General features: G+C 40.3%; 23 protein-coding genes and 4 tRNA genes. All 27 read right to left on the bottom strand.

What is annotated here, in order from left to right; translation table 11 throughout:
• Nucleotides 1-8 precede the first annotated feature (8 nt).
• Nucleotides 9-428 (bottom strand): 50S ribosomal protein L16, encoded by a 420-nt coding sequence (gene rplP, locus NK987_RS06970; RefSeq protein WP_258422824.1) that lies wholly within the window; start codon nucleotides 426-428, stop codon nucleotides 9-11.
• Between the two features lie 23 nt (nucleotides 429-451).
• A complete protein-coding gene (gene rpsC / locus NK987_RS06965) occupies nucleotides 452-1,192 on the bottom strand; it encodes a 30S ribosomal protein S3 (RefSeq protein WP_259263255.1) in 741 nt (246 codons plus the stop codon).
• Nucleotides 1,193-1,201: 9 nt separating this feature from the next.
• Nucleotides 1,202-1,591 carry a 50S ribosomal protein L22 gene (gene rplV / locus NK987_RS06960; protein WP_258422826.1) on the bottom strand — a complete coding sequence of 130 codons (390 nt, stop codon included), beginning with the start codon at nucleotides 1,589-1,591 and terminating at the stop codon, nucleotides 1,202-1,204.
• Nucleotides 1,592-1,593: 2 nt separating this feature from the next.
• Nucleotides 1,594-1,872 carry a 30S ribosomal protein S19 gene (gene rpsS, locus NK987_RS06955; protein ID WP_008203028.1) on the bottom strand — a complete coding sequence of 93 codons (279 nt, stop codon included), beginning with the start codon at nucleotides 1,870-1,872 and terminating at the stop codon, nucleotides 1,594-1,596.
• A 2-nt stretch (nucleotides 1,873-1,874) separates the two neighbouring features.
• Nucleotides 1,875-2,699, bottom strand: coding sequence for a 50S ribosomal protein L2 (gene rplB, locus NK987_RS06950; protein ID WP_258422827.1), 825 nt, complete (start codon nucleotides 2,697-2,699; stop codon nucleotides 1,875-1,877).
• A 13-nt stretch (nucleotides 2,700-2,712) separates the two neighbouring features.
• A complete protein-coding gene (gene rplW, locus NK987_RS06945) occupies nucleotides 2,713-3,000 on the bottom strand; it encodes a 50S ribosomal protein L23 (RefSeq protein ID WP_258422828.1) in 288 nt (95 codons plus the stop codon).
• A 4-nt stretch (nucleotides 3,001-3,004) separates the two neighbouring features.
• The gene (gene rplD, locus NK987_RS06940; RefSeq protein WP_258422829.1) at nucleotides 3,005-3,634 is read right to left on the bottom strand and encodes a 50S ribosomal protein L4; all 630 of its coding nucleotides are present in this window, start codon (nucleotides 3,632-3,634) and stop codon (nucleotides 3,005-3,007) included.
• 4 nt (nucleotides 3,635-3,638) lie between these two features.
• Nucleotides 3,639-4,271 carry a 50S ribosomal protein L3 gene (rplC, locus tag NK987_RS06935; protein WP_259263426.1) on the bottom strand — a complete coding sequence of 211 codons (633 nt, stop codon included), beginning with the start codon at nucleotides 4,269-4,271 and terminating at the stop codon, nucleotides 3,639-3,641.
• A gap of 250 nt (nucleotides 4,272-4,521) precedes the next feature.
• Nucleotides 4,522-4,827 carry a 30S ribosomal protein S10 gene (rpsJ, locus tag NK987_RS06930; protein WP_009183381.1) on the bottom strand — a complete coding sequence of 102 codons (306 nt, stop codon included), beginning with the start codon at nucleotides 4,825-4,827 and terminating at the stop codon, nucleotides 4,522-4,524.
• A gap of 13 nt (nucleotides 4,828-4,840) precedes the next feature.
• Entirely contained in the window at nucleotides 4,841-6,958 is a 2,118-nt protein-coding gene (gene fusA / locus NK987_RS06925) for an elongation factor G (RefSeq protein ID WP_258422830.1), read from the bottom strand.
• Nucleotides 6,959-6,964: 6 nt separating this feature from the next.
• A complete protein-coding gene (rpsG, locus tag NK987_RS06920) occupies nucleotides 6,965-7,432 on the bottom strand; it encodes a 30S ribosomal protein S7 (RefSeq protein WP_113924100.1) in 468 nt (155 codons plus the stop codon).
• A gap of 18 nt (nucleotides 7,433-7,450) precedes the next feature.
• A complete protein-coding gene (gene rpsL / locus NK987_RS06915; protein ID WP_113924099.1) occupies nucleotides 7,451-7,876 on the bottom strand; it encodes a 30S ribosomal protein S12 in 426 nt (141 codons plus the stop codon).
• A 100-nt stretch (nucleotides 7,877-7,976) separates the two neighbouring features.
• A complete protein-coding gene (locus NK987_RS06910) occupies nucleotides 7,977-8,306 on the bottom strand; it encodes a DUF3467 domain-containing protein (protein WP_258422831.1) in 330 nt (109 codons plus the stop codon).
• Between the two features lie 69 nt (nucleotides 8,307-8,375).
• The gene (rpoC, locus tag NK987_RS06905; RefSeq protein WP_259263254.1) at nucleotides 8,376-12,689 is read right to left on the bottom strand and encodes a DNA-directed RNA polymerase subunit beta'; all 4,314 of its coding nucleotides are present in this window, start codon (nucleotides 12,687-12,689) and stop codon (nucleotides 8,376-8,378) included.
• A gap of 47 nt (nucleotides 12,690-12,736) precedes the next feature.
• Complete coding sequence (gene rpoB, locus NK987_RS06900; protein ID WP_258422833.1) at nucleotides 12,737-16,612, bottom strand: DNA-directed RNA polymerase subunit beta; 3,876 nt, start codon at nucleotides 16,610-16,612, stop codon at nucleotides 12,737-12,739.
• 153 nt (nucleotides 16,613-16,765) lie between these two features.
• Nucleotides 16,766-17,149: a 50S ribosomal protein L7/L12 gene (gene rplL, locus NK987_RS06895; protein ID WP_241127421.1), complete on the bottom strand. Its 384-nt coding sequence runs from the start codon at nucleotides 17,147-17,149 to the stop codon at nucleotides 16,766-16,768.
• Between the two features lie 54 nt (nucleotides 17,150-17,203).
• A complete protein-coding gene (gene rplJ / locus NK987_RS06890; protein ID WP_258422834.1) occupies nucleotides 17,204-17,740 on the bottom strand; it encodes a 50S ribosomal protein L10 in 537 nt (178 codons plus the stop codon).
• A gap of 2 nt (nucleotides 17,741-17,742) precedes the next feature.
• On the bottom strand, nucleotides 17,743-18,441 hold the full coding sequence (gene rplA, locus NK987_RS06885; protein ID WP_258422835.1) for a 50S ribosomal protein L1: 699 nt from the start codon (nucleotides 18,439-18,441) through the stop codon (nucleotides 17,743-17,745).
• A 10-nt stretch (nucleotides 18,442-18,451) separates the two neighbouring features.
• Nucleotides 18,452-18,895, bottom strand: coding sequence for a 50S ribosomal protein L11 (rplK, locus tag NK987_RS06880; RefSeq protein WP_258422836.1), 444 nt, complete (start codon nucleotides 18,893-18,895; stop codon nucleotides 18,452-18,454).
• Nucleotides 18,896-18,898: 3 nt separating this feature from the next.
• The gene (gene nusG, locus NK987_RS06875; protein ID WP_113924091.1) at nucleotides 18,899-19,456 is read right to left on the bottom strand and encodes a transcription termination/antitermination protein NusG; all 558 of its coding nucleotides are present in this window, start codon (nucleotides 19,454-19,456) and stop codon (nucleotides 18,899-18,901) included.
• 13 nt (nucleotides 19,457-19,469) lie between these two features.
• Nucleotides 19,470-19,658 carry a preprotein translocase subunit SecE gene (gene secE / locus NK987_RS06870; RefSeq protein WP_241127414.1) on the bottom strand — a complete coding sequence of 63 codons (189 nt, stop codon included), beginning with the start codon at nucleotides 19,656-19,658 and terminating at the stop codon, nucleotides 19,470-19,472.
• 18 nt (nucleotides 19,659-19,676) lie between these two features.
• Nucleotides 19,677-19,747, bottom strand: a tRNA-Trp gene (locus tag NK987_RS06865).
• Nucleotides 19,748-19,862: 115 nt separating this feature from the next.
• A complete protein-coding gene (gene tuf, locus NK987_RS06860) occupies nucleotides 19,863-21,050 on the bottom strand; it encodes an elongation factor Tu (protein WP_259263253.1) in 1,188 nt (395 codons plus the stop codon).
• A 61-nt stretch (nucleotides 21,051-21,111) separates the two neighbouring features.
• Nucleotides 21,112-21,183 (bottom strand) — tRNA-Thr (locus NK987_RS06855).
• 32 nt (nucleotides 21,184-21,215) lie between these two features.
• A tRNA-Gly gene (locus tag NK987_RS06850) sits at nucleotides 21,216-21,288 on the bottom strand.
• Between the two features lie 50 nt (nucleotides 21,289-21,338).
• Nucleotides 21,339-21,421: transfer RNA gene (locus NK987_RS06845), tRNA-Tyr, on the bottom strand.
• Nucleotides 21,422-21,573: 152 nt separating this feature from the next.
• Complete coding sequence (locus NK987_RS06840; protein WP_259263252.1) at nucleotides 21,574-24,189, bottom strand: M1 family metallopeptidase; 2,616 nt, start codon at nucleotides 24,187-24,189, stop codon at nucleotides 21,574-21,576.
• Nucleotides 24,190-24,224: the final 35 nt, after the last annotated feature.

Raw genomic sequence — 24,224 nt, 5'->3', positions numbered from 1 at the left:
AGTTTCTATTATCCTACGTAATCTCTACGTACTACGAATCTTGTACTTACTGGAAGTTTCTGCTGCGCTAATCTTAAAGCTTCATTTGCCACCTCGAGACTAACACCGGTTGCTTCGAAAAGGATAGTTCCAGGCTTAATAACTGCTACCCAATATTCAGGAGCACCTTTACCTTTACCCATACGAACCTCTGCAGGTTTTTTGGTAATTGGCTTATCAGGAAATATTCTGATCCAAACCTGACCTTCTCTTTTCATCGCTCTTGTCATAGCAATACGAGCTGCTTCTATCTGACGGGAAGTTATCCATCCAGGCTCGAGGGATTTGATACCAAAGTTGCCAAAAGAGAGTTCGTGACCTCTTTGAGCAAGTCCTTTGACTCTACCCTTATGCATTTTTCTAAATTTCGTTCTTTTCGGCTGTAACATGATTTCTCACTTATGGGTGAAAATTAGTTATTTCTCTTTCTTCTCTTGGGACCACCTTCTCTTCGCTTTCCTCTAGCTGCTGCAGAAGCATTGGTTTTTGGCTCACTGGCTGCACCTACGTTTGGAGACAAATCTCTCTTTCCATAGACTTCACCTTTGAAAATCCAAACCTTAATGCCGATGATACCATATACAGTATTCGCCTCAGAAACAGCATAGTCAATGTCAGCTCTAAGCGTATGCAAAGGAATTCTTCCCTCCTTATACATTTCAGATCTTGCCATTTCTGCTCCTCCCAATCTACCTGAAAGTTTTACTTTGATACCTTCTGCACCTACTCTCATAGAAGCGGCAATGGATTGTTTCATTGCTCTTCTGAATGAAATTCGAGCTTGAAGCTGCTGCGCGATTGATTCACCAACCAATTTCGCATCCAATTCAGGACGTTTAATTTCAAAAATGTTAATTTGAACATCTTTGCTGGTCAATTTTTTCAATTCTTCTTTAAGCTTATCAACTTCGGCTCCACCTTTTCCTATAACTACACCCGGACGGGCAGTATGAATGGTAAGAGTGATCCTCTTCAAAGTTCTCTCAATGACAACTTTTGAGATTCCTCCTTTTGGAATCCTGGCGTTTACATATTTTCTGATTTGCTGATCTTCATACAGCTTTTCAGCGAAATCTTTTCCGCCATACCAGTTGGAATCCCAACCTTTGATTACACCAAGTCTAAAACCAATTGGGTTTATCTTTTGTCCCATAGTCTGATTTTAATTAGATTTTTCTGTTGTTTCTACATTATCAGCGGTAACGTTTGAGCTGTAGGAATCTACAATTAAAGTTACATGATTTGATCTTTTTCGGATTCTATGAGCTCTTCCCTGAGGTGCAGGTCTTAGTCTTTTTAGCATCCGGCCTTCGTCAACGAAGATTGTTTTCAGAAACAGATCCGCTTCCTCAATCTTCTCATCAGGATTTTTCGCCTGCCAATTGGCCACAGCAGAAAGCAGAAGTTTTTCAAGTTTAGCAGCTCCACTATTTGGAGTGAACTTCAAAATGCTTAATGCTTGACCTACTCTTTTTCCTCTTACAAGGTCAGCTACCAATCGCATTTTGCGAGGAGAAGTAGGAACGTTGTTTAATCTTGCTATTGCTTCCATGATTATCTCTTTCCTTTATCTTTCTTGGCGATGTGACCTCTAAAGTTCCTAGTAGGTGCAAATTCTCCAAGTTTATGTCCAACCATATTGTCTGTAACAAATACAGGTATAAACTTATTGCCGTTATGCACAGCGAATGTATGGCCCACGAAATCCGGTGAAATCATTGATCTTCTTGACCAAGTCTTGATTACAGATTTTTTTCCGGACTCGTTCATTACATCCACTTTTTTCAATAAGTGGTGCTCTATGTAAGGACCTTTCTTTAATGAACGTGCCATATCTATTTGGTTCTTTTGCTGATAATGAATTTGTTAGAATACTTTTTAGGGCTTCTGGTTTTCTTGCCTTTTGCAAGCAAACCTTTCCTTGACCTAGGATGACCTCCAGAAGATCTACCTTCACCACCTCCCATTGGGTGATCAACAGGGTTCATTGCGACACCTCTAGTTCTTGGTCTCCTTCCTAACCAACGGTTCCTCCCAGCTTTTCCGAGCACCACGTTCATGTGGTCTGCATTGGAAACAGTTCCAACAGTAGCCATACAAGTTCCGAGCACTAGTCTCATTTCTCCTGATGGCAATTTGATGGTGACATATTTTCCATCCCTTGCTACTACTTGACCATATCCACCTGCACTACGTGCCATAGCACCACCTTTTCCAGGCTTAAGCTCAATGTTATGGACAATTGTACCCAAAGGAACATTTACCAAATGCATTGCATTTCCAATCTCTGGGGCTACACTCTCACCAGAAATGATAGTTTGTCCAACTTTCAGACCGTTTGGTGCGATGATGTAAGCTTTTTCACCGTCAGCATATTGCAACAAAGCAATACGTGCAGTTCTATTTGGATCATATTCTACAGAAACAACTTCTGCAACAATGCCGAATTTATTTCTTTTGAAATCAATTATTCTAAGTCTTTGCTTATGACCACCACCAATATATCTGTTGGTCATTCTACCGGTGTTATTTCTACCACCTGACTTTGGTTTCGGAGCCAAAAGAGATTTCTCAGGCTTTGATGTAGTGATCTCATCAAATGCCGGTGCTACTCTGAATCTGGTTCCTGGTGTTACAGGTTTTAATTTTCTAACTGCCATGATTCTGATTCAATTAAATTTCTCCGTAAAAATCAATTATTTCTCCTTCTGCCACTTTTACGATAGCTTTTTTGTAAGGTGTGCTAAAGCCAGAAACAATCTTTGTTTTGGTATATCTTGTTTTTGGTTTGCCTGCATACCTCATGGTACGGACATCCAAAACTTTTACACCATACATATTTTCCACGGCTCTTTTGATCTCAGGCTTAGTAGCAGTTTTCTCAACTGCAAATCCATAAACACCTTGTTCATTCATTGCTGAAATCTTCTCTGTAATCAAAGGTTTTTTAAGTGTTGCCATCTTCTTACTTCAATAAAAGGGTTTCTAACATACTTACTGAACCTTCGCACAATACCAAATTGTCAGCATTTAACAATTCATAAGTGTTTACACTGTCAACAGTGATCACTTTAGCTTTTGGAAGATTTCTGCTTGATAAATAGACATTTTTATTTAGTTCTGGAAGAACCAACAAGGTCTTCTTATCTGACAAAGAAAGTCCGTTTAACATTGCTATATAGCTTTTTGTCTTAGGAGCTTCAAAAGAGAAGTTTTCTAAAACCATCACGCAATTTTCTTTTGCTTTGTATGACAAAGCAGATATTCTAGCCAATTGCTTCAATTTTTTATTCAATTTGAATGAATAATCTCTTGGAACTGGACCAAAAACTCTACCTCCTCCTCTAAACAAAGGAGATTTGATAGAGCCTGCTCTTGCTCCACCTGTTCCTTTTTGCTTCTTGATTTTTTTGGTAGAACCTGCAATCTCATTTCTTTGCTTTGCTTTGTGCGTACCTTGTCTTTGATTCGCCAAATATTGCTTTACATCCAGGTAGATCGCATGATCGTTAGGTTCGATCGCGAAAATATCATCAGAAAGATTAACCTTTCTACCTGTGTCTTCACCGTTATATTTTAATACTGCTAATTCCATTTTCTTACTTCTCTAGAATAACGAAAGAATTTTTTGGACCTGGTACGGAACCGCTAACAAGTAGAAGGTTCTTATCAGGATAGATTCTAAGGACTCTCAAATTGATTACCTTAACCCTATCTCCCCCGGTTCTACCAGCCATTCTCATTCCTTTGAAAACTCTGGATGGCCAAGAACAGGCACCAATCGATCCAGGGTGTCTTGCCCTATTATGCTGACCGTGGGTCTGTCCACCGACACCAGCAAAACCATGACGCTTTACTACACCTTGGAAACCTTTACCTTTGGAAGTCCCGATAGCATCAACGAAGTCACCTTCGATAAATACCTCGTCAGCTTTCACTGTCTTTCCTAGATCAACCTGACCTTCAAATTCTACTCTGAAGTCTCTGAATTCTACAACTTTCTGCTTTGGCGTAGTTCCGGCCTTTTTAAAATGACCCATCAATGGTTTTGGCGTGTTTTTTTCTTTACGCTCACCATATGCCAATTGAACAGCGTTGTACCCGTCTGTCTCAACATTTTTTACTTGCGTCACTACGCAAGGACCAGCTTCTATTAGCGTGCATGCGACGTTTCGTCCATCGGCACTGAAAATGCTAGTCATTCCTACTTTTTTACCTATTATTCCAGACATCTTCTGTTGTATAATAATCTTGAAACCCAAGTTTTTAAGTACTTAGGTGCTTTTTTAAGGACTGCAAAGTTAGGGTTTTTCCCCCAGCTTACAAATCCCAACTTTAATATTTTCAATTATTTATGAAAATAAATTCAGCAAACTGCCACAAAAGCTATTCTTTCTCCAAACATACTTTCAAATTAGTGTGGGCAAAAGAAAAACCCGCACCAGATTGGTACAGGTTTTTCATCAATATGTTTTTTATCCGTCAGACTTTGATTTCAACATCAACTCCACTTGGAAGTTCGATCTTCATCAAAGCGTCAACTGTTTTTGAGCTGTTGCTGTAGATATCAACCAATCTTTTGTAAGTACAAAGTTGATATTGATCTCTTGCTTTCTTATTTACGTGAGGAGATTTCAACACTGTAAATTTCTCTTTTTTTGTTGGCAAAGGAATAGGTCCAACCACAATTGCTCCGGTTGCTTTAACCGCCTTTACGATCTTCTCAGATGACTTGTCCACCAGGCTGTGATCGTATGATTTCAATTTTATTCTGATTTTCTGATTCATTTTCTGTCGAGATTTAGGCTTTTTCTCCTTTTACTTTTGCAATCACACCCTCTGCAATGTTATTTGGCACCGGCTCATAGTGAGAGAATGTCAATGATGCAGAAGCTCTACCCGAAGAGTTTGTTCTCAAGTCGGTAACATATCCAAACAGCTCAGACAAAGGAACGTTAGCTTTTATTACAGTAGAGGTACCTTTGGTATCCATACCTTTCATCATTCCTCTTCTCCTGTTCAAGTCACCTGTAATTGGACCTGTATATTCATCCGGAGTAACCACTTCTACAGCCATGATTGGCTCAAGAAGTTGAGGCTTACATTTTTTAGCTGCTTCCTTGAAACCAATTCTTGCAGCCAATTCGAATGAAAGTGCATCGGAGTCAACATCATGGTATGAACCATGAAACAACCTTACCTTCATTGATTCGATTGGATACCCGGCTAAAGGTCCATTTTTCATCGCTTCAGCAAATCCTTTTTGGATAGCAGGAATGAATTCTCTTGGAACCACACCACCAACGATACCATTCACAAAGTCAAGACCAGGCTTGATTTCATTTGTAACAGGATCAGGATCCTTTGGTCCAAGTTCGAATACGATATCTGCAAATTTACCTTTACCACCTGTCTGCTTCTTGTACACTTCTTTATGCTCAATTGAACCAAAAAGAGCTTCTTTGTAAGCAACCTGAGGTGCACCTTGGTTGATTTCAACCTTAAATTCCCTCTTAAGTCGGTCAATGATGATTTCAAGGTGAAGTTCTCCCATACCTCTTAGGATAGTCTGACCAGTTTCTTGATCAGTATTTACCTGAAGTGTAGGATCTTCTTCTACCAATTTGGAGATTGCCATACCCAATTTGTCAACATCTGCCTGAGTTTTTGGCTCGATGGCATATCCTATAACCGGTTCCGGGAACACCATAGATTCAAGAACAACCTTGCGTTTTTCGTCGCAAAGAGTATCTCCTGTTTTGATGTCTTTGAAACCAACGACAGCACCGATATCACCGGCAACCAATCTTTCGATTTGGTTTTGCTTGTTGGCGTGCATTTGGAAAACCCTCGAAATCCTTTCTTTATTTCCTGAACGGCTATTAAAGATGTAAGAACCAGATTCCAAAATGCCTGAATAAGCTCTTACGAAGCAAAGACGTCCGACAAATGGATCAGTTGCAATTTTGAAAGCCAATCCTGTAAATGGTTCTTTTTCGTCAGGTCTGATGACAACTTCCTCTTCAGAATCAAGTCCTGTAGCGATGATGTCATCTTTGTCCAAAGGAGAAGGAAGTAATTCCATTACAAGGTCAAGCATGGTTTGCACGCCTTTGTTCTTGAATGAAGAACCACAAACCATCGGAACAATTTTCATGTCAATGGTTGCTCTTCTTAATGCTGATAAAATCTCAGCTTCCGTAATGGAATCAGGATCGTCAAAAAACTTTTCCATCAATGACTCATCGTAATCAGCCACTGCTTCAAGTAAATGTTCTCTGTATTCAGCAACTTCCTCAAGCATGTCATCAGGAATAGGAACTTCTGTAAAAGTCATTCCTTTATCCTCTTCATTCCAAACAATTCCTCTGTTGTTAATCAAATCAACAACTCCTTTGAAATTGTCCTCTGCTCCAATTGGAAGCTGTAATGGAACTGCATAGCTTCCCAACATTTCTTTAACCTGCTTACACACGTCAAGAAAATTGGCACCTGAGCGGTCCATTTTATTAACAAAACCGATACGGGCTACTTTGTAGTTATCGGCAAGTCTCCAGTTAGTTTCTGATTGTGGTTCAACACCATCAACAGCACTGAAAAGGAATACAAGCCCATCCAAAACTCTCAAGGAACGGTTTACCTCAACGGTAAAATCAACGTGGCCGGGAGTATCGATAATGTTAACTTGATATTTGTTTTTTCTGTAATTCCAAAACACAGTGGTCGCAGCAGAAGTAATGGTAATACCTCTTTCCTGCTCTTGTGCCATCCAGTCCATGGTAGCCGCACCATCGTGAACTTCACCGATTTTATGGCTGACACCTGAATAGTAGAGTATGCGTTCTGTAGTAGTTGTTTTACCGGCATCAATATGCGCGGCAATGCCAATGTTCCTAGTGTATTTTAAATCTCTTGCCATTACTGATTAAAATCTAAAATGTGAGAATGCCTTGTTTGCTTCAGCCATTCTGTGTGTATCATCCTTCTTCTTCACTGCAGCACCTTCGCCTTTTGAAGCAGAGATGATCTCACCTGCAAGTCTGTCCATCATTGTCTTCTCACCTCTTTTTCTGGCGTAAGTGATCATCCACTTAATACCTAGGGACGTTTTTCTTTCAGGTCTAACTTCCATTGGAACCTGGAATGTAGCACCACCAACTCTACGACTCTTCACCTCTACGGCTGGAGTTATATTGTTAAGCGCTTTTTTCCAAACCTCAAGACCGTTCTCACCTACTTTTGATTCTACCTTCTCGACTGCGTCGTAGAAGATTTTGTAAGCAATACTCTTCTTACCATCTACCATCAGACAGTTCACGAACTTGGTTACCAAGGTGTCGCCGAACTTCGGGTCAGGAAGAATATATCTCTTCTTTGGTTTCGCTTTTCTCATTTCTTTAACTAGTTTTTATTATTTCTTTTTTGCTGGAGCACCTTTTGCTGGGGCACCTTTAGCAGCTTGACCTGGCTTAGGTCTCTTAGCACCGTACTTGGAGCGACCTTGCTTACGGTCTTTTACTCCTGCTGTATCCAATGCACCTCTGATAATGTGGTAACGTACTCCCGGAAGATCCTTAACACGACCACCTCTGATCAATACGATAGAGTGTTCTTGCAAATTGTGACCTTCACCAGGAATGTAGGCGTTTACCTCTTTACCATTCGTCAATCTTACCCTGGCCACTTTCCTCATCGCTGAGTTAGGCTTCTTAGGCGTGGTAGTGTACACCCTGGTACAAACACCTCTCCTTTGAGGACAAGAATCCAAAGCTCTCGATTTGGATGTGGTCTCAAGGGTGGTTCTACCTTTTCTTACTAACTGTTGTATAGTAGGCATTAACTGATAAAATTTATTTTTCTTCCTTTAACTTGTGAATTTTGGACTGCAAAGGTATGCAAATAGGTAAAACAAACAAAATTAAGCTGTTATATTTTTATCAAGCTTCACCAAAGTTCCCCCCGAAATTTAGGGGAAAGCTAGGTCCCTCTGAACCTCCCTCTATTTTTCCAAAAGCCTGTTCGTATTTGCTGATGTTATCCTTCAATGCTGCTAAGAGTCTTTTAGCATGATCTGGGGTCATGATGATCCTAGATTTTACTTTTGCTTTTGGCACTCCCGGCATTAGCCTGATAAAATCAATCACAAATTCCGAATTGGAATGGGCTATCATAGCCAGGTTGCTATAAATCCCTTCTGCAATTTCTTCGGAAAGCTCAACATTAATTTGTTGATCCATTATAGGTTTTTGTCCTTTACCGTCTTCCATAGTGAATTGGTTTGATTAAAAAAGGCCTGTATTGGAATACAGGCCTTTTATTTATGAATAAAACAATACTTATTTAACTGTTTCTCGAGATTTGTTGAATGACCGTTCCTTCTCTGCAGAAAGTCTGTCATAATCCTCCTGAGAACCTACTATGATTTCTGCGAAACCTCTCTGTCCTGTACCTGCAGGGATCAAATGTCCTACAATTACGTTTTCTTTTAAGCCCAACAACTCATCACGCTTACCTCTAATGGCAGCTTCACTCAATACCTTGGTTGTCTCCTGGAAGGAAGCAGCCGAGATAAAGCTTTCAGTACCCAAAGAAGCTGCTGTGATACCTTGTAGAGTTGGTTGAGATACGGCTGTTTCTGCATCTCTAACCTGCACAAGTTTCAAATCCTTGCGCTTCAAGCTTGAGTTTTCATCCCTCAATCTTCTTGAAGTAATGATCATACCTGGCTTCAATGTAGAAGAATCTCCAGCATCCATAACAACTTTCTTGTCAAGAATATTGTCATTCTCTTCTCTGAAAGCCCATTTGTCCACCACTTGGTTTTGAAGGAATCCAGTATCACCTGCGTCAAGGATTTCAACTTTCTGCATCATCTGGCTTACAATAACCTCGATGTGCTTGTCATTGATTTTTACCCCTTGAAGTCTGTAAACTTCCTGAATTTCATTTACCAGATATTCCTGAACTGCAGTTGGTCCTTTGATAGAAAGAATATCACTTGGAGTGATAGCACCATCTGACAAAGCTTCACCTGCACGGATAAAGTCATTTTCCTGAACAAGGATGTGCTTGGAAAGAGAAACCATGTATCTTTTCTTCACACCATCTTTAGATTCGATGAAGATTTCACGGTTACCTCTCTTGATGCCACCATAAGTAACAACACCATCAATCTCAGAAACAACAGCAGGGTTAGAAGGATTTCTCGCTTCGAACAATTCCGTTACTCTTGGAAGACCACCGGTGATATCTCTTGTTTTACCAACAGATCTTGGGATTTTTACCAAGATTTGACCTGATTTAACAGTTTCACCTGCTTCAACAGCCAAGTGGGCACCCACAGGAATGTTGTAAGACTTACTCTCGTCAGAACCGTAGTTCACAACAACAGCAGGGTTTTTGGTTTTATCTTTTGTATCAATGATAACTTTTTCTCTGTATCCTGTCTGATCATCGGCCACTTCTTTGAAAGTAATGCCTTCGATTATAGAATCAAATTCGATTTCACCATTAAATTCAGATAGAATCACAGCATTGTATGGATCCCACTTACAAAGTGCTTCACCTTTACCGATTTTTTGTCCGTCTTTAACATTCAGGGTAGCACCATAAGGCACGTGGTTTGAAACCAAAGTTTTTCCAGTCTTAGCATCGTTGATTTTGATCTCACCTGATCTACCCATAACCATAGAAACCGGTTCGCCTTCTTTGGTAGTAGTGTCAATCCATCTCAATTCCTCATCAAATTCAACAACACCTTCAAACTTGGCAGTGATGCTTGCTTCAACAGAAATGTTGGAAGCTGTACCACCTACGTGGAAGGTTCTCAATGTCAACTGAGTTCCTGGTTCACCGATAGACTGTGCGGCAATTACACCTACAGATTCACCGTTTTGTACCATTCTACCTGTGGCAAGGTTACGTCCGTAGCATTTTGCACAAACACCTCTTCTTGTTTCACAAGTAAGTACTGACCTGATTTCGACTTCCTCTATGGTAGATTCGTCTACTTTTCTGGCGATTTCTTCAGTAATTTCAATTCCCGCAGGTACAACGAGTTCTTCTGTCACCGCATCATATACATCATGCACAGATACCCGACCTAGAATTCTTTCAGAAAGCGGTTCAACGATTTCGTCATTGTCTTTCAAAGCCTGAACGACTAGACCTCTCAAAGTACCACAATCCTCTTCAGAAATAATCATGTCCTGAGCAACGTCAACAAGTCTTCTTGTTAGGTAACCAGCATCTGCAGTTTTCAATGCAGTATCGGCTAGACCTTTACGTGCACCGTGTGTAGAGATGAAGTATTCCAATACATCGAGTCCTTCTTTGAAGTTCGAAAGGATCGGGTTTTCAATGATCTCACCTACAGAACCTTGAAGGTTTTTCTGTGGCTTGGCCATCAAGCCTCTCATACCACCCAACTGACGGATTTGCTCTCTTGAACCTCTGGCTCCTGAGTGCATCATCATGTAGATGGCGTTGAATCCTTGCTTATCCTCTTCCATCTGTTTCATCAGGATGTTGGTCAGGAAGGAGTTAGTTCTAGTCCAAATATCAATTACTTGGTTATATCTCTCATTGTCTGTTATCAGACCCATGAGGTAGTTGTTCCAAACCTGATCAACCTCATCTTTCGCCTTAGCGATCAATGGATCTTTCTCAACAGGAATAATTACATCATTCAATCCCATGGACAATCCACCGGCGTATGCCATTTGGAATCCAAGGTGTTTGATATCATCAAGGAATTGGGCTGTTCTGGAAACACCACAAATCTTAACTACTTCTGAAATGATCTGCTGCAATTTTTTCTTAGTCAACAATTCATTGACAAAGCCTACAACCTCAGGAACAAACTGATTGAAAATCAATCTACCAGCTACAGTTTCAATGATTTTTTCAACCAATTGGCCATTTTCATCTCTCACATGTACTTTACATTTGATAAATGCATGTTGGGAAATGGTGCCTTCGTTCAATGCGATGATCACTTCTTCCTCTCCATAGAAAGTCATACCTTCTCCAAGGACAATTTCTTCAGGAGTAGATCTCTTTCCTTTTGTCACATAGTACAAACCAAGAACCATGTCCTGAGAAGGAACCGTGATCGGCGCTCCGTTGGCAGGGTTAAGGATGTTATGTGAGGAAAGCATTAAAGTAGAAGCTTCCAAAATCGCTTCATGTCCAAGTGGTACGTGAACAGCCATCTGATCACCGTCAAAATCGGCGTTGAATGCGGTACATACCAATGGGTGAAGCTGGATTGCTTTTCCTTCGATCAATTTTGGTTGGAAAGCCTGGATACCTAACCTGTGCAAAGTTGGAGCACGGTTTAGCAATACCGGGTGTCCTTTCAATACGTTTTCAAGAATATCCCATACTACGGGATCTTTTCTGTCTACAATTTTCTTGGCAGATTTTACTGTCTTTACAATACCTCTTTCGATCAGCTTCCTGATGATAAATGGTTTGAAAAGCTCTGCAGCCATATTTTTTGGAAGACCGCACTCGTGAAGTTTCAATTCAGGTCCAACGACGATAACCGAACGGCCTGAATAATCAACCCTTTTACCGAGCAAGTTTTGACGGAAACGGCCTTGCTTTCCTTTCAACATATCTGAAAGAGATTTCAAAGCACGGTTACCATCCGATCTTACGGCATTTACTTTTCTTGAATTGTCAAATAAGGAATCGACAGCTTCCTGAAGCATCCTTTTTTCATTTCTCAAAATGACTTCTGGAGCTTTGATATCTATCAATCTCTTCAGACGGTTGTTTCTGATAATAACCCTTCTGTAAAGGTCATTCAAATCAGAGGTAGCAAACCTACCGCCATCCAAAGGGACCAATGGTCTCAATTCAGGTGGAATAACAGGAACCATTCTTACCACCATCCATTCAGGACGGTTTTCAATTCTGGTTCTTGCCTCTCTAAAAGCCTCAACAACTTTAAGTCTTTTCAAAGCTTCAGCCTTTCTCTGCTGAGAAGTATCTGTAGCTGCCTGATGTCTCAAGCTGTAAGAAAGATCATCCAAATCCAGTCTGGACAAAAGCATTTCGATTGCTTCTGCACCCATTTTGGCTATGAATTTATTAGGATCATCATCATCAAGCATCTGGTTTTCCTTTGGAAGTTTATCCATGATGTCCAGGTACTCGTCTTCAGTCAGGAAGTCAAGATATTGCACACCGTCTTCAGCTTTTAGACCAGCTTGAACGACAGCATATCTTTCGTAATAGACAATTTGATCCAGTTTTTTGGTTGGAAGACCCAATAGGTATCCGATTTTGTTGGGAAGGGATTTGAAGTACCAGATGTGAGCAACAGGAACCACCAATTCGATGTGTCCCATTCTCTCCCTTCTTACTTTCTTTTCAGTAACTTCAACACCACATCTGTCACAGATGATACCTTTATATCTTATGCGCTTATATTTTCCACAATGACATTCCCAGTCTTTTACAGGACCGAAAATCCGCTCGCAGAACAAACCTCCCATTTCAGGCTTGTAAGTTCTGTAGTTGATTGTTTCGGGCTGCGTTACTTCACCATGTGAACTATCCAGAATGGATTCTGGAGAGGCCAAACTAATAGTGACTCTGGAAAAGTCGTTGTTTAGTTTTTTGTTTTTTCTGAACGCCATAATTGTCGAAGAGTATGTGAAGGGCCTTGCGGCCCATTGAAATTTTATTAATCAAGGGTAATTTCTAGTGCAAGACCTCTAAGCTCGTGAACCAATACGTTGAATGATTCAGGAATATTTGGCTTAGGAAGGTTTTCACCTTTTACAATAGCCTCATATGCCTTGGCTCTACCCACCACGTCATCAGATTTCACAGTTAAGATTTCCTGCAACACATGTGATGCTCCAAATGCTTCAAGAGCCCAAACTTCCATTTCTCCAAAACGCTGACCTCCAAACTGGGCTTTACCACCCAAAGGCTGCTGCGTGATCAAAGAGTATGGACCGATAGACCTTGCGTGCATCTTGTCATCTACCAAGTGACCAAGTTTCAACATGTAGGTAATCCCCACTGTCACCGGCTGATCAAATCTTTTACCTGAAAGCCCATCGTATAGGTATGTCCTACCATAAGAAGGCAATCCTGCAAGATCAAGTTCATGAGATACTTCTTCCATTGTAGCACCGTCAAAGATTGGAGTCGAATATTTCTTTCCAAGCTTCATACCTGCCCAAGCAAGAACTGTCTCATAGATCTGGCCGATGTTCATCCTAGAAGGTACACCAAGTGGGTTGAGTACGATATCCATCGGTGAACCATCTTCCAAGAAAGGCATATCTTCCTCTCTTACGATTCTGGCCACAATACCTTTGTTACCGTGACGACCCGCCATCTTATCTCCTACTTTCAGTTTACGTTTTTTGGCAACATAAACTTTAGCAAGTTGAACGATTCCGGCAGGAAGTTCATCCCCTACTTCAAGGGTGAATTTATCTCTTTTAAATCTTCCTGAAATCTCGTTTCTGGAGTTCACATAGTTTTTAACCAATTTCTGGATCAAAACATTCGTGTGTGCATCTTCAGTCCAATCATCAAGAATGATATCGGAAATCAAATTGGCCTCTTCAGGTACATTGTAGTTTGACTCATCTCTATAAGGATTTTTCGCAGGGAAGAGATTTTGCTCAATATTTTTCAAATTGAACTTAACCCCTTTGCTGATAATCTCATCGCCGAACTTATGCCTAACACCTTGAGAAGTTTTTCCGTCAAGAAGAGTGACCAATTTGTTGATCATTTTTGCACGGATACCCAAAAGGTCTTTGGCATATTTCCCTTTCAATTTCTCAACCTCAGCTTTTGACTTGGCCCTAAGGTCCTTGTCTTTCTTAGGTCTTGAGAATAGTTTGGTCTCTATCACAACACCATTCAATGAAGGAGAAGCTTTCAAAGAAGCATCTTTAACATCACCGGCTTTGTCACCAAAGATTGCTCTCAATAACTTCTCTTCCGGAGTAGGATCAGTTTCGCCTTTTGGAGTGATTTTACCAATAATGATATCGCCTTCTTTCACTTCTGCACCGACTCTGATGATACCGTTTTCGTCAAGGTTTTTTACTGCCTCTTCAGAAACGTTAGGAATTTCAGAAGTCAATTCTTCTTCACCTCTTTTGGTATCTCTCACTTCAAGCTGGAATTCTTCTATGTGAATTGAAGTGAACACATCTTCTCTTACAACTCTTTCAGAAATTACGATCGCATCTTCGAAGTTATATCCCTGCCAAGGCATGTAAGCTACCATCAGGTTTTTACCGAGAGCCAACTCACCGTTGTTGGTGGAATAACCTTCAACTAGTACCTGTCCTTTGGTTACTTTTTCTCCCTTAAGTACTAATGGAGTAATGTTGATGGTAGTATCCTGATTGGTTCTTCTGAATTTTACCAATTCATAAGTCTTATACTCATCACTGAAATTGACCAAAAGGTCATCTTCGGTAAGATCGTATTTGATTGTGATTTTGCTTGCATCGACATATTCTACGACACCGTCTGCTTCAGCCAATACCAAAGATCTTGAATCAGTAGCAGCCTTTGCTTCCAAGCCAGTTCCAACAATTGGAGCCTCAGGCTTCAATAATGGTACAGCTTGACGTTGCATGTTAGATCCCATCAAGGCACGGTTAGCATCATCATGCTCCAAGAAAGGAATCAAAGATGCTGCCACTGATACAATTTGATTGGGAGCAACATCCATATAGCTGATTTCCTTTGGTTCTAAAACCGGGAAATCACCTTCAAATCTTGCTTTTACTTTTTCGTTGATAAAGATTCCATTGGCATCCAATGGTGCATTTGCCTGTGCAATGTTGTTGTCATCTTCTTCTTCTGCAGTCAAGAAAACAATATCATTGGAATTCATGCTTACTTTACCTTCTTTCACTTTTCTATATGGAGTTTCGAGGAAACCCATTGAGTTCACTTTAGCATGAACACAAAGTGAGGATATCAACCCAATGTTTGGACCTTCCGGAGTTTCGATAGTACACAAACGACCGTAGTGCGTGTAGTGAACGTCACGAACTTCAAATCCGGCTCGTTCTCGTGAAAGACCACCTGGACCCAATGCAGATAACCTTCTCTTGTGAGTAAGTTCTGCAAGTGGATTGGTCTGGTCCATAAACTGAGAAAGTTGGTTGGTACCAAAGAAGGAGTTGATGACAGAGGATAAAGTACGTGCATTGATCAAGTCAACAGGCTTGAAATCTTCATTGTCACGGACGTTCATCCTTTCTCTGATTGTTCTTGCCATACGTGCAAGACCAACTCCGAACTGGCTGTAAAGTTGCTCCCCAACTGTACGAACCCTTCTATTACTTAAGTGGTCAATATCATCGACTACAGCTTTGGAATTGATCAATCCAATCAAATACTTCACAATGCTGATGATATCTTCAGTTGTCAAAACAATTTTCTCAGGATCAATCTGTAATCCAAGCTTCTTATTAATTCTATATCTACCAACTTCTCCAAGATCATATCTTTTGTCAGAGAAGAAAAGACCATGAATAACTTCTCGGGCAGTTGCCTCATCCGGAGCCTCCGTATTCCTCAATTGACGGTAGATAACCTCTACAGCCTCTTTCTCTGAGTTGGAATTGTCTTTTTGTAGGGTATTATAAATAATAGAGAAATCAGCGACGTTCACATCTTCTCTGTGAAGAATAATTGACTTAGCGCCTGATTCCAATATCAGAGATATATCTTCATCTGTTAGAATGGAATCCCTCTCTAACAAGACTTCATTTCTATCGATCGACACTACTTCACCTGTATCCTCATCCACAAAATCCTCAACCCAAGTGCGGAGTACCCTTGCAGCAAGTTTTCTACCTGAAACTTTTTTAAGGTTGTTTTTTGTTGCATCGATTTCTTCTGAAAGGCCAAACAAATCAAGAATTTCCTTATCAGAACCAAAACCAATGGCTCTTAGCAAGGTTGTAACAGGAAATTTTTTCTTTCTGTCAATGTATGCATACATGACATTATTAATATCTGTAGCAAATTCTATCCAGCTCCCTTTGAAAGGAATTATTCTGGCAGAATAAAGCTTGGTACCGTTAGTATGCTTGCTCTGCGCAAAGAAAACGCCCGGAGACCTGTGTAATTGAGATACAATAACCCTTTCTGCACCGTTGATTACGAATGACCCTTTTTCGGTCATGTAAGGAAGATTTCCTAGGAATACTTCTTGTTCAATAGTTTCGAAATCTTCATTGTCCTCATCATGACAGAGAAGACGTAGTTTTGCTTTAAGAGGAACAGAATAAGTTAGGCCTCTATCAATGCACTCCTCAACGCTATATTTTGGAGGATCAACTGCGTAGTCAATAAATTCAAGGGTAAAATTTTCACGGGAATCCGAAATTGGAAAATTCTCTGAAAATACCTTAAACAGACCATCTTGCCTTCTTTTTTCAGCGGGAGTATCCAATTGGAAAAAGTCTTTGAAAGATTGTAATTGGATATCTAAGAAATCCGGATAGTCTTTGACTACCTTAATAGATGAGAAACTTTTCCTTACGGTTTGATTCTGGATAGCCAAGGCAGTATATGTTTTAGTGATAATGAATAACTAAATGCGACAATTTTCGCTTAGAATAATGCAATTTATTACCTGTGCACAAACAGGAAAAGACCTGACTATTCAGTCAGGTCCTAATTTATAACCTTTACCTAAAGGGAAAGGTTATTCAAATTATTTAATCTCTACTTCAGCACCAGCTTCTTCAAGAGACTTCTTCAAAGCATCAGCCTCATCTTTGGCGATACCTTCTTTCACAGCTTTTGGAGCTCCGTCAACCAATTCTTTAGCTTCTTTCAAGCCAAGACCAGTCAATTCTTTCACTAGCTTCACAACAGCCAATTTCTGACCGCCAGCAGCTTTCAAGATTACATCAAAGGAAGTTTTTTCTTCCACTTCAGCAGCACCAGCACCGGCACCGCCAACAGGACCAGCAACAGCAACAGCAGCAGCTGCAGGCTCGATGCCATATTCATCCTTCAATATATCAGCCAATTCTTTTACTTCTTTTACAGTCAAGTTTACTAACTGATCAGCAAGTTGTTTAAGATCTGCCATTGTATTAATATTTAAATTGTTGATTTTTTTTTAACTAATTTGATAACTTATTTTTTATTCTTTTTCAGAAAGAGTCTTTACAAGCCCTGCCAATGTATTCTGTCCACTTTGAAGGGCAGAAATAAGGTTTTTCGCAGGAGATTGAAGAAGCGCAATAACATCTCCAAGAAGTTCTTGTTTTGACTTCAAATTGGACAATAAATCCAACTGATCTTCGCCTAAGAAAATTCCTGAATCTATTGAAGCACCTTTGAATAAAGGTCTAACCTCTTTTTTACCAAGCTTCTTTCTGAAATCTAGGATAACTTTTGCAGGAAGATTACCAGTCTCTTTTGAGAAGATAATACCTGTGAATCCTTTTAAAGCTACTTCTGAAAATTCAGTGTAGTCTGCATCAAGATTTTCCAACGCTTTTTTAATCAGCGTATTCTTATAAACCTTGTATTCTACGCCTTTTTCAAAACATGCTCTTCTGAAGGCATTTACCTGGGCCACTGTAAACCCTGAAGCATCAGTGATATAGAAGTAGGGATTTTCCTTAAACTTCTCGGTAAGACCTTCGATTATTTCTAATTTTTCTTCTCTAGTCATGATTAAATACCTTGAAAACTTCCTTTATCTACTTTCACTCCAGGAGACTGCGTACTTGACAAGTGAATGCTCCTGAAATACGTTCCTTTAGAAGAAGATGGTTTCAATTTGGATATTGTATTGATAAGTTCTTTGACGTTATCCTGAATTTTTTCAGGTTCAAAAGAAACTTTTCCTACACTCGCATGGATAATTCCAAATTTATCAACTTTAAAATCGATTTTACCAGCTTTTACTTCTCTAACTGCTTTACCAACTTCTAAGGTAACTGTACCTGATTTTGGATTTGGCATCAAGCCTCTGGGACCCAAAACCCTACCTAATCTACCTACTTTAGCCATAACGTTTGGCATGGTTATGATGACATCTACATCAGTCCAACCACCCTCAATTTTAGCTATGTAGTCGTCTAGACCTACATAATCAGCACCAGCTTCTTTGGCTTCCTCTACTTTGTCAGGTGTGCATAACACCAAGACTTTTACATCTTTACCTGTGCCATGTGGCAAAGCCACTACACCTCTCACCATTTGATCTGCTTTTCTCGGATCAACGCCCAAACGGACATCAATATCAACAGAAGCGTCAAATTTTGAACTGGTAATTTCTTTAACGATAGAAGAAGCTTCCTCTAGGGAGTACAGCTGGCTTGAGTCGTACTTAGAAAGAGCTTCTTTTTGCTTTTTTGTTAACTTAGCCATATTTGTATAATTATACCTCCCAAGGGGCTTTACCCGAAACAGTGATACCCATACTTCTAGCGGTACCTGCGATCATTTTCATGGCAGATTCCACTTTGAAAGCGTTTAAGTCAGGCATTTTCACCTGAGCAATTTCCTTAACTTGATCCCAAGTAACGGAACCTACTTTTTTCCTGTTTGGCTCTGCTGAACCACTTTTAATCTTCGCAGCCTCAAGCAACATGTTTGCTGCAGGAGGAGTCTTTACTACGAATTCAAATGTTTTGTCAGAGAAAACAGTAATCAAAACAGGCAATACCTGACCCATTTTATCTTGGGTACGGGCATTGTATTGCTTACAGAACTCCATGATGTTCAAACCCTTGGAACCAAGAGCCGGACCAACCGGAGGTGATGGATTTGCCTGGCCACCTTTCACCTGTAATTTCACATAACCTGTGATTTCCTTAGCCATTTCTTAATCTTGTTTTTCTACTTGTATAAAGTTTAATTCTACCGGCGTATTTCGACCGAAGATCTTGACCATAACATTCAATTTCTTCTTGTCTTCAAACACCTCTTCAATAATTCCCGAGAACCCACTGAATGGACCGTCCATTACTTTGACAGTCTCTCCAACTATAAATGGTGTATCAAGTTTCACGGCAAACTCATCAATCTCCTCAACTCGTCCTAAGATTCTGTTGATTTCAGATTGGCGTAATGGTTCAGGGGTTTTGGAAGCTCCCCCCTGGTTTGATCCTAAGAAACCGATAACACCCGGGATACTTGTAATAACGTGATTGGCTTCACCGTGAGTCAAATCCGCATTGATCAAAACATAGCCGGGAAAGAAGTTTCTTTCACGGACTCTCTTTTTACCATTACGCATTTCGTAAACTTTTTCAGAGGGTATCAAGACTTCAGGAATAAATTCCTCAAGTTTTTGACGGACAATTTCATTATCCAAGTAAGACTTGGTTTTTTTCTCTTGTCCGGCTACCACTCTAAGTACGTACCACTTATGTTCAGCCATCAGTATTATTCAATTAGAATAGATCGTAAAACCATTTCATCAATTTCTCGAATCCCAAGTCTATCGCTCCAATAACAAGAGCAAAAATGAGAGATGCGACTATTACCAAAACAGCACTGTTTTGCAAAAACGAATACGAAGGCCATGTGACCTTGTTTTTCATTTCGTCGATTGATTCGATAACAAAACTCTTAATATTCATGGTTTACTACATTTTGTGCACGGGCAGAGAGATTCGAACTCCCATCAACGGTTTTGGAGACCGCTATTCTGCCATTGAACTATGCCCGTAGAATTTTAAGTCCCCAAAAGGAACGCAAAGGTAGTCAGAAATGGGATGAGATACAAATGCGATCCTAAAAATTTATTCAGGATCGCATTTGAAATTTTATAAATTCTAAGACAATTAGTCAAGAATTTCAGTCACCTGGCCGGCACCTACAGTTCTACCACCTTCACGGATAGCGAAACGAAGTCCTTTTTCAAGTGCAACTTTGTTCAATAAGTTAACTTCAATAGTCACGTTATCACCCGGCATAACCATTTCAACGTTTTCAGGAAGCATGATCTCGCCAGTTACGTCAGTAGTTCTCAAGTAGAACTGTGGACGGTATTTGTTGAAGAATGGGGTATGACGTCCACCCTCTTCTTTAGAAAGAACGTAAACTTCAGCCTTGAAGTGAGCGTGTGGCTTCACAGAGTTTGGCTTACAGATAATCATACCTCTTCTGATTTGAGATTTTTCAATACCTCTCAACAAAAGACCTACGTTATCACCTGCTTCACCTCTGTCAAGGATTTTACGGAACATCTCCACACCTGTTACAGTAGACTTCAATCCTTCAGCACCCATACCGATAATATCTACAGGATCTCCAGAGTTGATTACACCTCTTTCGATTCTACCAGTAGCAACAGTACCACGTCCGGTGATTGAGAACACGTCTTCCACAGGCATCAAGAAATCTTTGTCGATCAAACGCTCAGGAATCGGAATATAATCATCAACTGCATTCATCAACTGCATAACAGTTTCTTCCCACTTAGCTTCACCGTTGAGTGCACCAAGAGCAGAACCGGCAATTACAGGGATGTTATCTCCATCAAAATCATAGAATGAAAGAAGCTCTCTGATTTCCATTTCCACAAGCTCAAGTAGCTCAGGATCATCCACCATATCAACTTTATTCATGAATACAACAAGTGCAGGAACACCTACCTGACGAGCAAGAAGGATGTGTTCTCTTGTCTGAGGCATAGGTCCATCAGTGGCAGCTACTACTAGAATAGCACCGTCCATCTGAGCGGCACCTGTAACCATGTTTTTCACATAATCAGCGTGTCCAGGACAATCTACGTGTGCGTAGTGTCTTTTCTCCGTAGAGTATTCTACGTGAGAAGTATTGATAGTGATACCTCTTTCTTTTTCTTCCGGCGCGTTATCGATAGAAGAAAAATCTCTTAATTCAGAAAGACCCTTTTTCGCCAAAACTGTAGTAATGGCAGCAGTCAAAGTTGTCTTTCCATGGTCTACGTGACCAATCGTACCGATGTTAACGTGCGGTTTTGAACGGTCAAAGGTTGCTTTTGCCATGCGTGAAAATCCTCTGTTTTAGTTAAGGTTATAATTTATTTAATTTTTTTAAATGTTTCAGAGCCAACGACGGGAATTGAACCCGTGACCCCTTCCTTACCAAGGAAGTACTCTACCCCTGAGCTACGTCGGCTGATAACATTCGCTCTGCTTATAAAAGCATAGAGCGGGAGACGAGGCTCGAACCCGCGACCTGCAGCTTGGAAGGCTGCCGCTCTACCAACTGAGCTACTCCCGCTTTTGAAATGCTGTGCAAAAGTAATAAATTATTTTGCAATTCACACTTTGTGGGGGAAACAGGATTCGAACCTGTGAAGACATAAGTCAACGGATTTACAGTCCGTCCCAGTTGGCCGCTTTGGTATTCCCCCAACTGATTATTGCTAAGAAAAGACGCCAAAATAGCTTTTCGTATTCTTAACGGATGGCAAAATTATACCCTTTTCCTAAACATTCAAAATTATGCCTGAAAATTTCAAAGTATTTTTTGAATGCCTGCATTAATCACATAAAAATCAATGATTTAATTTTTTTCAAGGTATTGAGAGAGGAAAAATTCCTCATACCTTTTGGCTAATTCATCCTTTTCAAGAGAAAACAATTCTTTTGCTTTATCCAATACTCCCGGCTCATCTATGAATCCAAATAATCCCATAAAGGCCCCAATCCTGACATAATTGGAGGTGTTATCTTTTGCAATGGCATATAAATTATTAATTGCTTTCTCGGTTCCTTCTCCAGGATTTTGTACAAAATATTCGCTGTAATATCCGAGGAAATAATAAAGTGACTGCCCACTTTGCGCGCTTAGGTTATTGTGAAACCAGTCAGATTTACCCTCCACCAAATTTGTAATATAATATTCGGCTACCGGAACCAATAATCTGATGTTTTTCTCAGATTCAAATCTTATTGCTATGCTTTCTCTATCCGCATTGTTTTCATTTTCCAAATAAGCAGCCAAAGCAGCGCCTGCCACATAATAGGAAGGTTGTTCCATCCATTTCAGAAAGTATGGTGCGTACTTATCCGGATCAATCAAGCTTAGCATTTCAATAGCTCCCTGTTTCACGGTATTTTTCGGATCTGACTCTGCTAATTCCAATAACCGCTGTTCAAGACCGGAAATCTCCAAAAGCCATTCAGGATGCTGGGCAATATGCATGATTGCAGCTTCCCTAATTGCCCAAAAAGAATCATTCAATGCTCTTCCTACCAAGGAAGCTACTTCGGGATCATCTGCATATGAATTAGCCAAACTGTCCAATGCTTCGAATCTTGATACTCCCAAATTTGAAATACTGAACTGCTTTTTGAAATGATCAGCTCCTCTAGAGGATTTTTTTTGCGCCAATAACTCCAAGGCTTCATCCACATACAAATGGGTCAAAGGAACTTTGTTTTCTATTGCAAACTGCTGCCAAGCCTTGTCCAAGACCAATTCTTTTTCATATCTCTTTCCATCATAATACCAGCTCACTTTGAACGGAATCTTGTAAAGGGGTGTAGAAGTCAGGTCTTGTTTTTGTGAAACGGTCAGTAGGAGATTTTCAGGCTGACTGTAATCTACCTCATATTCCAAATTAGGATGGCCTGAAGCTAAAAACCACTGATTGAAAAACCAGTTCAGGTCCTGACCTGTAACCGTCTCAAAGGCCATTCTTAGGTCATGCACTTCAACACTTGAAAACGAATGTTTGGTCAAATAAAGCCTAATAGCTTCAAAAAATGCCTCATCCCCGATATGTCTCCTAAGCATATGGAGAATTCGTCCGCCTTTTGCATAGGAATGACTGTCAAACATGTCTTCTGAATTGTCATAGTAAAACCTGATCAGGTCAACCTGTTTTTCTTGAGATTCTTCAAAATACATTTCCATTTCGGATATATGGTGCATGTCGGCATCATCTTTCCCGTTTTTGTATTCATACCAAAGATATTCTGAATAGTTGGCAAAGGCTTCATTCAATGTCAGGTTTGCCCATGATTCATTGGTGACGTAATCTCCTATCCATTGGTGAAACAGCTCATGTGCAATGATTCCGTCCCATTCTGAATCAATGGCTGCCCTTGCATCAAGATTAAGTTCTTCCATGAAAACTGAAATGGTAGTGTTTTCCATTGCCCCAGAGACAAAATCCCGGACCACAACCTGATCATATTTTTGCCAAGGATACCTGACTCCAAGGATTTTGGAGAAAAATCCGATCATCTCCGGTGTATTTTGGAATACCATCTTAGCTCCTTCTTCAAATTCTTTTTCAACATAATACCTCACAGGCATTCCTTCCCATTCGTCTTTGATCTCTACATAGTCCCCAACAACCACCGCCGCCAAATACGGTGCATGTGGCAAGTCCATCACCCAATGATCAGTTCTCGTCCCATCTGCATTTTCCTTACTTGATTTCAAAAGACCGTTACTGATTGTCCTGTATTTTTTATCAACCGTCATTCGGATTTCTTGTGTCATCCTTTCATTGGGAGAATCAATAGTCGGAAACCACTTTGAGTTATGTTCGGTCTCCCCCTGCGTCCAAATAAGTGTGGGCTTATTTGGGTCTTCTCCTCGGGGATTAATAAAGTAAAGCCCTTTGGTATCGGTAATGGCTGCACTTCCCAATTCGGGATTCTCATTTGGTTTGGCAGTATATTTTATCCTGACTTGGATCGTGTCTTTGGCAGTGTAGGCCTGTGGCAAATAAGCCGTGACAATCTGTCCATCATAGCGAAAATTCAACTCACTTTCCTTTCCTTTAGTTATCAAAGAAAAAACATGGATATCAAAGTCTTGTGCATCAAGGAAAAGTTGGTTTTGGGGATAAAAATAGGGTTTCAAGGTAAGGACAGCAACTCCATTTACCCATTCTTTCTGGTAGTCAAATGACAAATCCAAAGCAGTATGCAACAGGTCAAAATGCCTCGTGTCAGATGCTCTATAGGCAGCAATCTTATTTTCCAGTGCCGGAATCAAAGCTTTGATTGAGGAAGAGTCGATTGAAACAGGATCTTCAATTGCCTCATTGGTGGTCTCAATAACCTTTTGGAGCTCCTGATCCGCTACAGGTTTGGAACTTTGACATGACCAAATCAAGAAAACTGAAATTGCGAAAAGTGCCTTGGGTTTATTGAATACCATGAAAATGCTTTTTAAAGATTAATTGTATATTTAGC

It is taken from the genome of Aquiflexum gelatinilyticum (assembly GCF_024813435.1).
Taxonomy (GTDB): Bacteria; Bacteroidota; Bacteroidia; order Cytophagales; family Cyclobacteriaceae; genus Cognataquiflexum; species Cognataquiflexum gelatinilyticum.
The sequence above is the reverse complement of the archived record's forward strand: the minus strand, read 5'-3'. Positions and strand labels throughout refer to the sequence as shown.

Coding starts and splice junctions, on each gene's coding strand:
- rplP (WP_258422824.1), bottom strand. CDS start 428: ATGTTACAGCCGAAAAGAACGAAATTTAGAAAAATGCATAAGGGTAGA.
- rpsC (WP_259263255.1), bottom strand. CDS start 1,192: ATGGGACAAAAGATAAACCCAATTGGTTTTAGACTTGGTGTAATCAAA.
- rplV (WP_258422826.1), bottom strand. CDS start 1,591: ATGGAAGCAATAGCAAGATTAAACAACGTTCCTACTTCTCCTCGCAAA.
- rpsS (WP_008203028.1), bottom strand. CDS start 1,872: ATGGCACGTTCATTAAAGAAAGGTCCTTACATAGAGCACCACTTATTG.
- rplB (WP_258422827.1), bottom strand. CDS start 2,699: ATGGCAGTTAGAAAATTAAAACCTGTAACACCAGGAACCAGATTCAGA.
- rplW (WP_258422828.1), bottom strand. CDS start 3,000: ATGGCAACACTTAAAAAACCTTTGATTACAGAGAAGATTTCAGCAATG.
- rplD (WP_258422829.1), bottom strand. CDS start 3,634: ATGGAATTAGCAGTATTAAAATATAACGGTGAAGACACAGGTAGAAAG.
- rplC (WP_259263426.1), bottom strand. CDS start 4,271: ATGTCTGGAATAATAGGTAAAAAAGTAGGAATGACTAGCATTTTCAGT.
- rpsJ (WP_009183381.1), bottom strand. CDS start 4,827: ATGAATCAGAAAATCAGAATAAAATTGAAATCATACGATCACAGCCTG.
- fusA (WP_258422830.1), bottom strand. CDS start 6,958: ATGGCAAGAGATTTAAAATACACTAGGAACATTGGCATTGCCGCGCAT.
- rpsG (WP_113924100.1), bottom strand. CDS start 7,432: ATGAGAAAAGCGAAACCAAAGAAGAGATATATTCTTCCTGACCCGAAG.
- rpsL (WP_113924099.1), bottom strand. CDS start 7,876: ATGCCTACTATACAACAGTTAGTAAGAAAAGGTAGAACCACCCTTGAG.
- NK987_RS06910 (WP_258422831.1), bottom strand. CDS start 8,306: ATGGAAGACGGTAAAGGACAAAAACCTATAATGGATCAACAAATTAAT.
- rpoC (WP_259263254.1), bottom strand. CDS start 12,689: ATGGCGTTCAGAAAAAACAAAAAACTAAACAACGACTTTTCCAGAGTC.
- rplL (WP_241127421.1), bottom strand. CDS start 17,149: ATGGCAGATCTTAAACAACTTGCTGATCAGTTAGTAAACTTGACTGTA.
- rplJ (WP_258422834.1), bottom strand. CDS start 17,740: ATGACTAGAGAAGAAAAATTAGAAATAATCGAAGGTCTTACCGAGAAG.
- rplA (WP_258422835.1), bottom strand. CDS start 18,441: ATGGCTAAGTTAACAAAAAAGCAAAAAGAAGCTCTTTCTAAGTACGAC.
- rplK (WP_258422836.1), bottom strand. CDS start 18,895: ATGGCTAAGGAAATCACAGGTTATGTGAAATTACAGGTGAAAGGTGGC.
- nusG (WP_113924091.1), bottom strand. CDS start 19,456: ATGGCTGAACATAAGTGGTACGTACTTAGAGTGGTAGCCGGACAAGAG.
- secE (WP_241127414.1), bottom strand. CDS start 19,658: ATGAATATTAAGAGTTTTGTTATCGAATCAATCGACGAAATGAAAAAC.
- tuf (WP_259263253.1), bottom strand. CDS start 21,050: ATGGCAAAAGCAACCTTTGACCGTTCAAAACCGCACGTTAACATCGGT.
- NK987_RS06840 (WP_259263252.1), bottom strand. CDS start 24,189: ATGGTATTCAATAAACCCAAGGCACTTTTCGCAATTTCAGTTTTCTTG.